The organism is Halobaculum sp. MBLA0147 (assembly GCF_041361345.1).
Lineage (GTDB): Archaea > Halobacteriota > Halobacteria > Halobacteriales > Haloferacaceae > JAHENP01.
Window position 1 is genome coordinate 539,156 of record NZ_JBGKAD010000001.1, and the last position, 13,922, is coordinate 553,077.

Here is a 13,922-nt window from a genome sequence, read left to right on the forward strand (position 1 = left end):
GACGAGGCGACACACCGTGAGTCACAGAGACGGCGACGGCGGGCGCCGCGTGCTGGAGTTCACCGCACCGCGGTCGGTCCGCGTCCGAGCGAGAGATCGCGACGCGGTCGCCGACGACGAGGTGCGCGTCCAGACGACGCTGTCCGCCGTCAGTGCCGGAACCGAACTGCTCGTGTACCGCGACGAGGTCCCCGACGGGATGCCGGTCGACGCGAGTCTACCCGCCTTCGAGGGGAACCGGTTCGAGTACCCCCTCGCGTACGGCTACGCTGCCGTCGGCCGCGTCACCGACTGTGGGAGCGCCGTCGACGACGTGTGGCTCGGGCGCCGCGTCTTCGCGTTCCGACCCCACCAGACGAGTTTCACTGCGACGCCCGAGGAGTTGGTCGTGGTGCCAGAGGAGCTCTCGACGGCAGCCGCCGCGATGCTCCCGACCGTGGAGACGGCGACGACGCTCGTCCTCGACACGGCACCGCGCGTGGGGGAGCGGATCGCCGTCTTCGGTGCCGGCGCGGTCGGGCTGACGACGACGGCACTCCTGGCAGAGTTCCCGCTCGCGGAGCTGGCCGTCGTCGAACCGTTGCCAGAACGCCGCGAGCGTGCGGCGTCGCTGGGTGCCGACACGGTGGTCGACCCGACCGAGGTCGCGTCGCTGGCCGAGCGGGCGGCGGCGGACGAGGAGCCCGGACTCGACGCCGCGGTGGAGATCTCCGGGACGCCAGCCGCACTCGACGACGCCGTCGGAGTCGTGGGCTACGACGGGCGTGTCACCGTCGGCTCCTGGTACGGGGAGAAGCGGGCGACGTTGGACCTCGGCGGCTCGTACCACCGCGACCGCATCGCGATCGAGTCGAGTCAGGTGAGCACGCTCGACCCCGCCCTCCGCGGGCGGTGGAGCAAGGACCGACGGCTCGCGACCGCACTGGACCACGCCGCCGCCCTCCCCGTGACGGAGTTGATCACTCACCGCGTCCCGTTCGCTGAGGCGAGACGCGCCTACGAGGTGCTGGACGAGCCCGACGCCGCAGACCGGCGGCCACTGCAGGTCGTGTTGCAGTACGACTGAGGGGGGTCGACGACCGGCGGACATTTACTCCGAGCGACCGTGTCTCACGCCGTGTACGAACTGTCAGTGTCGCGCGACTTCGTCGCACAGCACTACCTGACGGTGCCGAGTCCGCCGCCCGGCGAGGGCGAGCCACACAGTCACCACTTCGAGGCGGACGTGCGGTTCCAGGCGCCGGAACTGGGGCCGTACGGCTACGTCGTAGACATCGACGCGGTGGACGCGGCACTCGACGAGTTGGTCGACCGGTACCGCGACGAACTGCTCAACGACCTGCCGGAGTTCGGTGACGACAACCCCAGCGTCGAGCGGTTCGCTCGGCTGTTCGGCGACCGACTGGTCGACCGCCTCGACGACGACACGCCGACCGCACTCACCGTCCGGATGTGGGAGGACGACGTGGCGTGGGCGAGTCACTCCCGGGAGTTGTGAGTAGCCGTGGCCGACGACGAGCACGCCCAGACTGCCGACCGGGACGACGGACGTAGCGAGACTGCCGACCGAGACGACGAGCGTAGTGAGACTGCCGAGAGTGATCACGACCACGGCGACGTGCGGTACCTCGACGCGAAGGCGACGGTCGACGACCGGGCGCGCGACCGGCGGGTCCGCGAGACGCTGCTCGACGCCCTCCCCGACCGGCCACGCGTGTTCGACGCCGGCTGTGGCACGGGCGTGGCGCTGGACCGGCTCCGGTCGTGGGGTGTCCGACCGGCGGCGTACCACGGCGTCGACGCCGACCCGAGCCTCGTCGCGACCGCTCGCGAGCGACACGAGGCGGAGTCCGAGGAGGATGTCACGTTCGCAGTCGGCGACGCGGTCGCGGCGGCACGCGAGTGGACCGGTCCACCGCCGGAGCTGGTCGTCGCCCAGTCGTTCCTCGACCTGGTGGCGCCCGCCGAGGCGCTGGACGCCTTCGCCGGCCTCCTCGCTCCCGGCGGGTTCGTGTACGCGCCGTTCACCTTCGACGGGACGACCGGATTCGCGCCCGCACACCCGGTGGACGACCTCGTGGCGGAGCTGTACCACGCCGGTATCGACGCCGAGCCGGGACGGAACAACCGTGCCGGACGCGCCGCGCTCTCGCACCTCCGCGAGCGACCGGGCGAGACGCTCGCCGTGGCGGGCTCGGACTGGATCGTCCGTCCACGGGGCGGCGGGTCCGCAGGCTCCGACGCCTACCCGGCCGACGAGTGGTACTTCCTCGACAGAATCCTCGGGTTCGTCGCCGACACGCTGCTCGCGTCCGACGTGCGCCAACTCTCGGAGCTCTCGGAGGCCGCGTTACGAGCGGCCGACCTGGCTCCGGACGCCCAGGCGGCACTCGACGCGGCGCGTGACGCGGGCGACCACGAGAGTGACCCCACGGGCGACCCCGAGAGTGACCCCACGGGCGACCACGAGAGCGGCCTCACCGCGCTCCACGACTGGCTCGTGACGCGCCGGCGGCAGTCGGTAGGCGGGACGCTGACGTACGTCGCACACCAAGTCGACATCTGTCACCGGACGCCGGAGTAGCTGGTGAGTCGACGACTCGGTAGTCGAGAACGTGTCGTCGAGCCGCGAGGGGTCGCGGGTCGGAGGCGGTCCCGTCGGTTCGCGACCGTCACGTCAGTCCGCCACCGCCTCGTCGCTGGCGGTCGCGGCGGTCGGGTCGCGGATCCACAAGTCGCCGAACAAGTCGTCCTGCCGCAGTTCCACGGCCCCGCGGTGCGCGAGGAACAGCAGTGCGAGGTACGTCCGCACGGGTGACCCGCCCGTGTCCCGCACCTCGCGGAACAACACCTCCGGCCGCCCGCGTTCGTAGTGGCCCGACAGCGTCGTCTGCACCTCGTCGATCACCGTCTCGATGTCCTCCTCGTGGGTCGTCTCCGTCACGTCGCCAGCACCGGGTTCGTCGTCCGGCCGCGGGTCGCTCCCGCCGCGGTACTGGAGCGTCTGAGCACTCCCCGGCGACCCGGAGTCGCCGCTGGTGTCGTACTCCCGGGACTTCTTCCACCAGGAGTCCCGCTCGGCGTCACGCAGCTCCCGGACCAACTCGTCCAGCGTCTCCGGCGACCCGCGGGTGGACTTCCGTTCCAGTCGCCGGTCCATCTCCGCCTCCAGTGCGTCCACCGGGTCGAAGTCGTCCGCGACCTGCTGGCCCCCGGCGGGGTCGTCGCGGAAGGCGGTCTCCCACGGCTCCGGCTCGTCGTCCGCGTCCTCCGTCTCCTCGTCGCCCAGCAGTGCGTCGGACTTCATCCGGAGCAACACGCTGGCGTAGAACAGCGCCCGTCCAGACGTGCGGAGGTCCCGCGACTCCAACTCGTCCAAGAACGCGTCCGTCACGTCGACGATGTCGATGTCCCACGGGTCGATCTCCCCGTCTTCGGCCAACTGGACCAGCACCTCGACCGGCTCCACGTCGTCGCCGTCGTCTGCTACGTCGCTCGACTCGCCGGCGTCGACCGAGGCATCCGCCCCCACCGACTCGCTCGGGTCTCCGCCGGGCACGTCCTCACCCGTCGACTCGCGACCCTCGCGACCACCGCCGAACGGCTCGTCGCCCCCGTCTCGCCCGTCGGCTCCGCCGCTCGCTTCGGCTCCACCGTCTCCGTCGCCGTCGGGGGCGTCGTCACCGGCCGACTCGCCCAGCGGGATGTCGGGGAGGTCAGTCATCCGCGGACACCTCCCCGTCGCCGCCCTCGCCGTCGGCGCCCACCTGGATGCCGGTCACCGCCGAGACGTTGTCGTCCTGCATCGTCACGCCGACGGCACGTTCCGACCGGTCCAGCAGCGCCGAGCGGTGCGAGACGACCACGAACTGCGCCTCCTCGGCGAGTTCGTCCACCAGCTCCCCGACCCGCTCGGCGTTGGCGGCGTCCAAGAACGCGTCCACCTCGTCCAACGCGTAGAACGGCGCCGGGTTGTGCCGCTGGATGGCGAAGATGAACGCTAGCGCCGTCAGCGACTTCTCCCCGCCACTCATCGCGTCCAGCCGCTGGACGGGCTTGTCCGCGGGTTGGGCCTTCATCGTCAGCCCGCCGTCGAACGGGTCTTCCGGGTTCTCCAGGTGGAGTTCTCCCGACCCCGCCGACAGCCGCTCGAAGATCTCTCGGAAGTGGCCGTCGATGCTCTCGAACGCCTCCGTGAACGTCTCGCGCTTCTGGGACTCGTAGGACGCGATCCGGTCTTCGATCCCGTCGCGCTCCTCGACGAGCACGTCGCGGCGCTCCCGGAGTTCCGCCAACGCCGCCTCCACCTCGTCGTACTCCTCGATGGCGAGCATGTTCACCGGCTCCATCTCCGCCATCTCCGCCTCCAGCCGCTCGATCTCGTTCGCGACGGTGTCGTGGTCCGGGATCTCTTCGGGGTCGTACTCGTCGACCTGTGCCTCCAACTCCTCGATCTCCCAGCGGAGCCGTTCGGCCGTCTCCTGGAGGTCGTCGAGCCGTGCGCTCGTCTCCTCGACGGCGTCGTCCGCAGCGTCCCGCTCACCTTCGGCCTCGCGCAACTCGTCTTTCAGATCGCTCCGCTCCTCCTTCAGCGCCGAGAGCTGTTCTTCCAACTCCGCGATCTCGTCGCGCTTGCCCTCCAGTGTCTCCTCCAACTCCGCGATGCGGTCCTCGTGGGCCGCGATCGTCTCCTCGGCGTCCGCCTTCCGTTCTTGGGCCGCCTCCACGGTGTCGTTGAGGTCCGCGACGGCCTCCTCGACGTACTCCAGTTGGAGTTCGAGTTCGTTCTTCTCGGCGTCGACGTCGTCCATCCGGTCCTCTACGTCCGCGATCTCCGTCCGGATCTCGTCTGCGCGGTCCGTCAGCTCCGGGATCTCCGAGTCTGCCAACTCCGCCTCGACCTCCTCGATCTCGTCTTCCAGTGTCTCGATCTCCGCCTCGCGCTCTGCGATCTCCTCGTCGAGGGTCGTCATCTCCTCGTCGACGGACTCCCGTTCCGCCTCCAACTCCGCCTTCCGCTCGCGCAACTCCTCGATGCGGGCCTCCGTCTCGGCCAACTCCGACTCCGCCCTGTCGCGGTCCGCCTCGACCTCGCGGACCTTCTCTTTGGCCGCCGACACCCGCTCGCGGGCGTCTTCGATATCGCTCTCGACGGCTTCGATCTCCTCGCGCAGCGACTGGCGCTCGTCCTCCAACTCGTGGATCTCCTCGGCGATCCGTTCGAGTTTCCCGCCGCCGCTCTTCGAGAACGCGTACCGCGACCCGCCGCCGGAGCCACCCGTCATCGCGCCGCTGGTCTCGACGAGGTCCCCGTCGAGTGTGACCATCCGGTACTGCCCCATCAGGTCCCGTGCGGTGTCCATGTCCTCGACGACGAGTGTCGTCCCGAGCACGTACGAGAAGATCCCCTCGTACTCGGCGTCGTACTCCACGAGATTCCGCGCGAAGTCCACCACACCGGGGTGCGACGGGAGCGACGGCAGCCCGCGCTCGTCCATCTCCGTCAGCGGGAGGAACGTCGCTCGCCCCGCGTTGCGCCGCTTGAGGTAGTCGATACAGTCGCTCCCGACGCCGTCGTCGTCGACGACGACGTTCGCGAGTCGCCCACCCGCGGCCGTCTCACAGGCCCGAGCGTACTCGGAGTCGACGGCCCCGAGTTCCCCCACCGGTCCGTGGACACCCGAGAACTCCGCGTTCTGGACCGTCGTCACCGCCCGCGGCCAGGAGGCGTCGCCGGTCGACTCCGCCTTCGCCTCCAACTCCGCGTACTCGTTCTGTTTCTCGCGGATCTCCGCCTCCAACTCGTCGAGGTCGTCCTCCAGCGCCTCGCGTTCCTCCCGCAACTCCGCGACGAGTTCCTCGGCCGTCTCGCGGTTCTTCTCGGCACTGTCCAACTCCGACTCCAACTCCGAGACGCGGCGTTCGAGGTCCGGCACCTCCGTCTCCGCCTCGGCGATCTCCGACTCCACGTCCTCGATCTCCGTCGAACGGCGGCGGGCGTCGTCGAGCAGCCGGTCCTTCTCGCGTTGCCGTTCGTGGACCGCCTCGCGCAACTCCTCGGCGCGCTCCTTCTTCTCCGCGAGGGCCGCCTTCAGTTCGTCGTACTCCGTGTCCGCGTCCTCGATCTGTGCCTCCACGTCCGCCAACGCCGACCGTTTCGAGGCGAGTGTGGACTTCAGGTCCGCCTTCTCGACTTTCGTCTCGCGGAGTTGCGCCTCCAACTCGTCGATCTCCTCGTTCTTCCGGTCGATCTGGACGAACGCCTCGCGGCGTTCCGTCTCGGCGTCGTCGCGCCGTTCCGCCTGCGTCTCGATCTTCCCCTCCAAGGTGGCGATCTCGCCTTTGATCTCCTCGATCTCCGACTTGATCTCCAACTGCTCCTCCTCGCCCGTCCGCTCGATCTCCTCGTTCAACGCGGCGAGGTCCGCCTCCAAGTCGTCGACGCGCGCCTGCCGCTCGTCGAGCGTCTCGCGGCGGTCGGCCAACTCCGCCTCGGCGTCGTCGACCTCCGCGTCGGTCGCGTCGAGTTCGGCGCGTTTGTCCTCCAGTTCGGCGGCCGCCCGGTACCCCTCGTACTCCTCCTTCTCGTCGCGTAGCGACTGGTACTCCAGCGCCGTCTCTCGCTCGTCGGAGAGCCGCTCCAGGCGGTCTTCCTTCTCCTCGATCCGGAGTTCCGCCTCGTCGATCCGCTCCTCGACGGTCTCCAACTCCTCGAAGGCGTCCTCCTTCTTGGCGTCGAACTCCGCGACGCCGGCGATCTCGTCGATGATCTCCCGGCGCTCGTGGGGCGTCATGTTGATGATCCCCGTCACGTCGCCCTGCATCACGACGTTGTACCCCTCCGGCGTCACGCCGGCCTGCGCGAGCAGGTCGCGGATGTCCGAGAGGTTCACCGACCGCCCGTTGAGGTAGTAGTAGGAGTAGTAGTTGTCGTCGGTCTCCTTCACCCGGCGTTTGATTCGGATCTCGTCGACCTCGCCGACCTTCTCCGTGCCGGCGGCGTTGACGACCTGCGAGCGGTCCAGCGTCCCCTCGGTGTTGTCCAACACCACTTCGACGCTGGCCTCGCGTGGGCCGTCGCTCCGCCGACCGTCGGCGTGACCCGGGTTGTAGATCAGGTCGGTCAGTTTCTCCGCGCGAATCCCCCGCGTCCGGGCCAACCCCAGCGCGAAGAGGACGCCGTCGATGATGTTCGACTTCCCGGAGCCGTTCGGCCCAGTGATGACGGTGAAGTCCTCGTAGAAGGGGATGCGCGTCTCGCGCCCGAAGCTCTTGAAGTCGTCCAAGACGAGTTCTTTGATGTGCATCGATCACTCGTGGTCCGCCGTCTGGGTCGGCCGGCCCCCAGTGCCGGCGTCTGCAGTTCCGGTCGACACCCCCTGTCGGACCGTCGCCGCGACCGGCGGTCGTCGCGGTCTCGTCACCCGGTAGGTGACTCGTCGTCGGTCGCCGTGGCGACGAGGCGTCGCGCCCCGCGGTACGGCTCGCCGTCTCCCGTGTGGACGCGAGTCAGGCGACGATGATGTCGTCGCCGTCGCCGTCGTCGCCACTCTCGTCCCCACTCCCGGTCTCGTCGGCCTTACTCCCGTCGGTCGTCTGTGCGGCGGGCTCGCTCGACTCCGTCGCCGCGTCGCTGCCGACGCCCGGCGAGCGCCGCTCGTCGCTCTCTTCGGCGTGTTCGTCCGGCGAGTGGTTGGGGACGAACTCCGCGTGTGTCCCCTCCGGCTCGGCGTGTCGGCTCCCGGAGGACCCGCTCGGCTCCGGACTCGTCTCGACAGTCGTCTCCTCCTCGGTCTCCAACTGGTTCAGCCGCTCTTTCGTCTCCACGAGTTCCTCGGTCAGCCCGTCGACGGTCGCCCGGAGTTCCGCCACCTGGCGTTCGAGGTCCTCCACTCTGTTTCCCATGTCCGGTGTGGCACACTCTACAGGGTTAAATGTCCGTCAGACGCGTGGACGACGAGTCACCGTCGGGCGAAACTACAAGTGCGAGACCACGCTAGGCGGAGTCGAGAATGGACGACGAACTGTTCGCCGAGATGGTGGCACACGTCGACGAGAACGAGGCGGCGTACGTCGCGATGGGGGAAGCCGGTCGAGCCGACGAGTGAGTCAGCGAGTACCGAGGTGCTGTCGAGCGCACTCCAACACCCGGTCGAGTGTCGTCGCTGGTGTCGCCTCGTGGTGTCGGTCTGGTCGGTCGTAGAATCCACGCTGGAAGAACCGTCGCCAGTGAGCGAACAGTTCGTCTCGTTCCCAGAGGGTGTCGAACCGTACGTCGCAGTGGTAGCTGCGTAGTAGCTTCGAGCGCGTCACCGCGGCGTCGATGCCGTCGAAGGGCCACGTACCGCGCGGCGGTGCGAGCCCGTTCAGGCGTAGCAGGCTGTACAGCGTCGCGAGTGCCGTCCGGTGGTTCGCGTCGGGGAAGAAGTGGAGCCCCACCAGTGCACGGGTCCAGTGTTCACACTGTACCGCCACCGGTTCGATTCGCGGAAACTCGCGGACGACCCGCCCGACACGGTACCGTGTCACGTTCCGTATCTCGCGGTCCGTCCGATCTGCGTCGCCACGGACTTGTCCGTACGGGTACCGCTGGGACTCGAAGAAGAACCGGTTCGTCGCTCGAACGTACGCGGCGTCGACACCGGAGCAGTCGGTGATCCTGCGATCCGAAGGAGGCGTGCTCGAACTCAGGTCGACGTACCCGCAGTCGGGAACGTCGCCCCCCGACACGTCGAGTCCCGGTGCGGCCGCGAACCGTTCCGCGCCGCGCCTCTCGAGTAGTCCCACTCGATCCAGGTACCGACACTGGAGTCGGATCACGTTCTCTCGAAAGCGGCCGCGAGCGATCGCCCGCGGTGTCGTCGGCCCGTGTTCGGCGACGTAGTCGACGACTGCGGCGTCGTCGAGTGTCGCACTGCGCTCGTGGCCGCGCCACGGCCGGGGGTCGTCTCCACTCACCGCATCGACACACTGCAACCACTGACAAGATAGTCACGAACGACTACACTCGTGTAGAGTGTAACCCATCGAGACGAGTCGAGAGTACTACCAGCGCCCCGAGACGGGCACCGACGAGACACCTCCGGTTCCGACGGCCGACACCGGCGGGCAACGCCCCACGTTCGAGCGACCGACACCGACTTGTCTCCCGCCCACAGGTACACGCCCAGTGAACGTCCGCGGGCCAATCGTCGAGGTCGGAGAGGTGCGCACGATCGACACGCAGTACGGCGACCGCGAACTCGCCGAGGTGACGGTGCGACCGGATCGGGGCGCCGGGACGCCGACGAGGGTGACGCTGTGGGGCGACTGGGCGGAGACCGCCGAGTGGGCCGCCGCGGGGATGGAACTGCTCGTCACGGACGCCGAGACGGACGAGTACCGTGGGGAGACGACGTACGCGACCACCGGCGACAGCTACGTCGTCCTCGAACCGTCCTTTCTCGTCGACGTGACCGACGTGCGGTCGTGGGTCCAGTGCCCCCGGATGTACTACCTGAACAAACTCTCCGCCATCCCGCTGAACTACCCCGTGGTCAAGGGGACGATCGTCCACGAGGTGTTCGGCGACCTGCTGCGGGGGGTCGACTTGGAGGAGAGTGTCCAGCACCGCGTCGACGAGGCAGGACTCGAACTCGGGCTGTTGGAGCGCGACCGCGAGAGCGTGGTCGAGGAGGTGACCCAGAACGCGACCGCCGTCGAAGCGTGGCTCGAACAGGGGGTGTTGACCGACGAGGACGAGTGGCGATCCGAACAGACGCTGATCTCGCCGACGTTCGGGATCAAGGGGCGGGCCGACGCCGTCCGGCGGGGGACCCCCGTCGAGTTGAAGACGGGGAAGAACACGAAACGCGACCCACGGTTCCACGACAAGATCCAGGCGGCCTGCTACGCGCTCCTCTTGCGCGAGCGGGGAGTCGACGCCGACACCGGGACGCTGCTGTACACGAAGAACGCCGCCCTGGACCGCTCGGAGTTCACGGGCGATCTCTCGCCGGCCAAGGAGTTCTCGATCGGACAGGGGTTGCTCGACTTCGTGGTCCGTACGCGCAACGAGATCGCCGCCACGGAGTCCGACAGCAGCGTGCCGACGGGGTACGAGGCGGACGCGAACTGCGAGTACTGTTTCGAGCAGGACACCTGCATGGTCGTCTCCGGCCGCCTCGACCAGGAGTCGAAGGCCGGGCAGGTCGGGAGCGCCGTCCCGCCAGAGGAGCGGCAGTACTTCGAGCGGATGTACCGCGGACTGGAGGCGGAACGCGGCGCGGTCCACGACGAGTACCGGAAACTCTGGGAGCAGAGTGCGACGGAACGGGCCGACGACGACCGGGCGCTGATCGACCTCGAGCCACTCGGCCGGCGGGAGCGGGACGGTGGCCGGTGGGTCCTGTACGCGAGCAAGCCCGCGGACACGGTGTCGAAGCTCCGCGAGGGCGACGTGGCGCTGGCCTCGGACGGCGACCCGGTCGGCGGCGAGGCGGAGTTGGCCCGGATCGAACGCCTCGGGACGGCCGTGGACGGTGACGAGGACGCTCGGTCACACGACGAGGCCGACCTCGCACTCCCGGACGGCGTCACTGTGCCGTCGGATCGCGAGCCGGTCGTCGTCACGGCCGACGAGCCGGTGCCGCTGCGTCGCCTGGACACGTATCCCTCGGAGCTGTCCGTCGACCGGCAGCTGACGGCACTCCACGACACGATCCTGAAGGGTGACCCCGACCGCAAGGACGTGTTGTTCGGGCGCCGCGACCCTGCCTTCGCCGAGCCCGACGGAGAGACGTTCGTCCCGAACAACGAGGCACAGGACCGGGCGGTGCGGCGGGCGGTGACCGCCGAGGATCTGGCACTGATCCACGGGCCGCCTGGGACGGGCAAGACGTACACGATCGCCGAGACCGTCGCGGCACTGGTCGCGCGGGGGGAGCGTGTCCTCCTGTCGGCGTTCACCAACCGCGCGGTCGACAACGCGCTGGCGGCGCTGCGCGACCGCGGGGTCGTCGACGCCGTCCGCGAGTCGGAGCGGTTCGCGGACGTGGTCGCGAGCGGAGGCAGTCGCGCCGACGCAGACTCCCCCGGTGACCCGGACGATCACGGCGATGGAGACGGATCGGGAGCGACGGCGACGTTCGAGGACGCCGTGGTCAGGGTCGGGACGGAGACGGGCGTCCGCGAGGACATGCAGGACGTGCGACTCGTCCAGTCGGGTGACCCCGGCGAGCGGCGGACGACACTCCGGGAGGCGCCGGTCGTCGCGGCGACGACGGCGACGTGTGGCTCCCGGGTGCTCCGCGAGCAGTCGTTCGACGTGGCACTCGTCGACGAGGCGTCGCAGTTGACGGAGCCGGCGACGCTGGCGGCGGTGACCCGCGCCGACCGGTTCGTCCTCGTCGGCGACCACGAACAACTCCCACCCGTCGTGCAGAGCGAGGGCGGCGTCCCAGTCGCGACCGACGAGAGTGATACGGCCCCCGAGAACGAGGGCGATCCGCCGCGCGCGGACCTCTCCCGGTCGTTGTTCGAGCGCCTGATCGACAGGTACCCGGACGCCGGGGTGACGCTGACGAGTCAGTACCGGATGTCACAACGCATCCAGGCGTTCGCGTCGGCGGAGTTCTACGACGGCGCGCTCCGCCCCGCGACCGGGGAGGTCGCGGCCCGCTCGCTCGTCGACCTGGGGGTCTCGCCCGACGACCTGCCGCCCGCTCTCCGCGACGGGGTGTCGTACGTCGACCCCGAGGGCCGACGAGTCGGGAACACGAACCCGACGGAGGCCGACCGCGTCGCCGAGTTGGTGCGCGCCTACGTCGACGCTGGTGTCGACCCCGACGACGTGGGTGTGATCGCGCCGTTCCGTGCACAGGTGGCGGAGATCGCCCGGCGGACGCCCGTCACCGTCGACACGGTCGACCGGTTCCAAGGCTCCTCGAAGGAGGTGATCCTCGTCTCGTTCGTCGCCACAGACTCGCTCGACTCGCCGGTGTTCGAGGACCCGCGGCGGGTGAACGTCGCGCTCACCCGTGCGAAGCGGGCGCTGACACTCGTCGGCGACGAGGTCGCCCTGCGCTCGGACCCGTTCTACGAGCAGATGCTCGACTGGGCGGACCGGTGAGCGCGTCCGTGTCGGCCGTGGTAGTTCCGTTCGGAAGCTACTAAGTACCACTGGGTCGTCGGTAATCCCGACATGGACCGCGAGGGGCAGGTGGTCGACGGGTCGACACGGCGTGTCGAGCGGGAGCTACTCGGGGACGGAACCGATCTCGACACCGTCGCCGAGTGGTTGGACGCACTCGGGGACGAACGCCGGTTCCGGATCGTCTACCGACTGTGTCGTCACCGCCCGATGACGACGGGACAGTTGGCGGAGGCGTTGGAGGCGAGTCAGAACAGTCTCTACTACCACGTCTCGGCGCTGGTCGACGCCGGGTTGATCGAAGCCGTCGGCGAGGGGCGCTCCAGACGCTACAGACCGACGGCGGCCGGGCTCTCGGTGGCGGAGAACGTGTTCGACGCCGTGGAGCGGGCGACGGCTCGCGACGACTCTGGGTCCGATGCGGGTGGTCGCGACGACTCTGGGCCCGATATGGGTGGTCGCGACGACTCTGGCACGACTCACGACGGGCAGCGCGACGGGCCGCAGTAGTCCCTCGGAGGGGAGAGCGGACGCCGACGCCGTCTCTCGGCGCTACTCGTCGGCGTCGCGGCACGCTTATCCGCTCGCCCGGAGAACGGTCGCTCGTGCAGACACACGTCGTTCCGGTCGGGTTCGACTACGACCGCCTGATCGCGCCGTTGGTCCGCGACCAGTTGCGTGTCGACCGCGTGATCCTGCTGGAGGGGGCCGTCGGGAGCGAGGCCAACGTCCAGTACTCGCGAGGTCTCGCCGAGAAGTTGGAGACGGACTTCCAGAACCTCCTGGGTGCGACGACGGAACGGGTCCCGGTCGCCGACGTGTACGACTACGACGCCGCCTTCGAGCAGGCGTACGACCTGATCAACGCCGAGTTGGACGACGGCGCGGAGGTGTGGGTGAACGTCTCCGCGATGCCGCGCCCGGTGTCGTTCGCCTTCGCGACGGCGGCTCACTCGATCACCCTGGAACGGCAGGCCGACCGCGACCGCATCCACACCTACTACACCGCCCCAGAGAAGTACCTGGAGACGGAACTGGCGGAGGAGCTCCGGGACACACGTGACCTCCTCGCGGAGGTCCGCACGCTGCTCGACGACGAGCCGAGCGGGGCCGCCGGAGAGGCGACGGGAGACACGACAGTCGGTGACGCGACGCCGTCGGAGACCGCGGTCGCGGAGTCGGCGGATCCCGACGCCGCGGCCGTCCGCGAGCGGATCGACGACCACCTGGCGGGTGTCGCCGAGTTGCTCTCGGAGTTCGACGAGCGGGGGACGACCATCGGCGCGAAGGAGATCGACGGGAGTCACGTCGTCGAGTTGCCGGTCGCCTCCTTCTCGAACGTGAAGCCGTTCGAGGAGGTGATCCTCTTCGAGTTGGGCGAGCACGGCGAGTTCGACTCCGTCTCGGAGTTGGCACAAGCGCTGGCGGACGAACTCGGCGAGGAGTACACCGACTCCTTCCGCTCGAAGGTGATCTACAACGTCGACCGCCTCGGCCCGGGCGGGAAGGGGTACGTCGAACAGGAGTCACACGGGAAGTCCTACCGGACGCGTCTCTCCCGGATCGGCGAGTTGTGGGTGCGTGCCCACCGGAACGGGAACTCTGGAGACCGGTCGTCGGGAACCGACGCCGTCGACGAGGGCGACGCCGATCGGTAGTGAGACTACGGAGTCCGATAGACGTGCGTCGTCGCCCGGTAGTGTAGCTCTCACGCGTCTCGACGCAGTCTCGACCGAGAGTCTCGAGAACTCGCCATTCTCTGTGTGACTACGCAGATCTGCCTCTCGTCGTC

The 13,922-nt window shown here is 69.1% G+C and carries 9 protein-coding genes and 2 pseudogenes; 7 read left to right on the plus strand and 4 right to left on the minus strand.

The genetic code is table 11. From position 1 onward, the window contains the following. Positions 1 to 16 precede the first annotated feature (16 nt). From RYH80_RS02560 to RYH80_RS02570, 3 genes are read left to right on the plus strand one after another with little or no spacing between them, the layout of a single operon-like run. Entirely contained in the window at positions 17 to 1,066 is a 1,050-nt protein-coding gene (locus RYH80_RS02560) for a zinc-dependent alcohol dehydrogenase (RefSeq protein ID WP_370902294.1), read from the plus strand. A gap of 51 nt (positions 1,067 to 1,117) precedes the next feature. Continuing rightward, entirely contained in the window at positions 1,118 to 1,498 is a 381-nt protein-coding gene (locus tag RYH80_RS02565) for a 6-pyruvoyl trahydropterin synthase family protein (RefSeq protein WP_370902295.1), read from the plus strand. 6 nt (positions 1,499 to 1,504) lie between these two features. Next, complete coding sequence (locus tag RYH80_RS02570; RefSeq protein WP_370902297.1) at positions 1,505 to 2,584, plus strand: class I SAM-dependent methyltransferase; 1,080 nt, start codon at positions 1,505 to 1,507, stop codon at positions 2,582 to 2,584. Between the two features lie 93 nt (positions 2,585 to 2,677). Here the strand turns inward: RYH80_RS02570 and RYH80_RS02575 are convergent, their stop codons facing one another. The 4 genes from RYH80_RS02575 to RYH80_RS02590 all read right to left on the minus strand — a co-directional run bounded on the left by RYH80_RS02575 (position 2,678) and on the right by RYH80_RS02590 (position 8,958). After that, the gene (locus RYH80_RS02575; protein WP_370902298.1) at positions 2,678 to 3,724 is read right to left on the minus strand and encodes a segregation/condensation protein A; all 1,047 of its coding nucleotides are present in this window, start codon (positions 3,722 to 3,724) and stop codon (positions 2,678 to 2,680) included. Then, positions 3,717 to 7,307 carry a chromosome segregation protein SMC gene (smc, locus tag RYH80_RS02580; protein WP_370902299.1) on the minus strand — a complete coding sequence of 1,197 codons (3,591 nt, stop codon included), beginning with the start codon at positions 7,305 to 7,307 and terminating at the stop codon, positions 3,717 to 3,719. Before smc ends, RYH80_RS02575 begins: the two co-directional genes overlap by 8 nt. Positions 7,308 to 7,509: 202 nt before the next feature. Beyond that, positions 7,510 to 7,905, minus strand: a complete 396-nt coding sequence (locus RYH80_RS02585; protein WP_370902300.1) for a DUF7518 family protein — start codon at positions 7,903 to 7,905, stop codon at positions 7,510 to 7,512. A 204-nt stretch (positions 7,906 to 8,109) separates the two neighbouring features. After that, positions 8,110 to 8,958: a hypothetical protein gene (locus RYH80_RS02590; RefSeq protein ID WP_370902301.1), complete on the minus strand. Its 849-nt coding sequence runs from the start codon at positions 8,956 to 8,958 to the stop codon at positions 8,110 to 8,112. A gap of 334 nt (positions 8,959 to 9,292) precedes the next feature. Here RYH80_RS02590 and RYH80_RS02595 point away from each other — a divergent pair. From RYH80_RS02595 to RYH80_RS02610, 4 genes and pseudogenes are all read left to right on the plus strand, one after another. Continuing rightward, positions 9,293 to 9,793, plus strand: a pseudogene (locus RYH80_RS02595) (AAA family ATPase); the annotation flags it as partial. Between the two features lie 996 nt (positions 9,794 to 10,789). Next, positions 10,790 to 12,109, plus strand: a pseudogene (locus tag RYH80_RS02600) (AAA domain-containing protein); the annotation flags it as partial. 72 nt (positions 12,110 to 12,181) lie between these two features. Continuing rightward, the gene (locus RYH80_RS02605; protein WP_370902302.1) at positions 12,182 to 12,640 is read left to right on the plus strand and encodes an ArsR/SmtB family transcription factor; all 459 of its coding nucleotides are present in this window, start codon (positions 12,182 to 12,184) and stop codon (positions 12,638 to 12,640) included. A 95-nt stretch (positions 12,641 to 12,735) separates the two neighbouring features. Next, positions 12,736 to 13,788, plus strand: coding sequence for an HFX_2341 family transcriptional regulator domain-containing protein (locus RYH80_RS02610; RefSeq protein WP_370902303.1), 1,053 nt, complete (start codon positions 12,736 to 12,738; stop codon positions 13,786 to 13,788). Positions 13,789 to 13,922 lie beyond the last annotated feature (134 nt).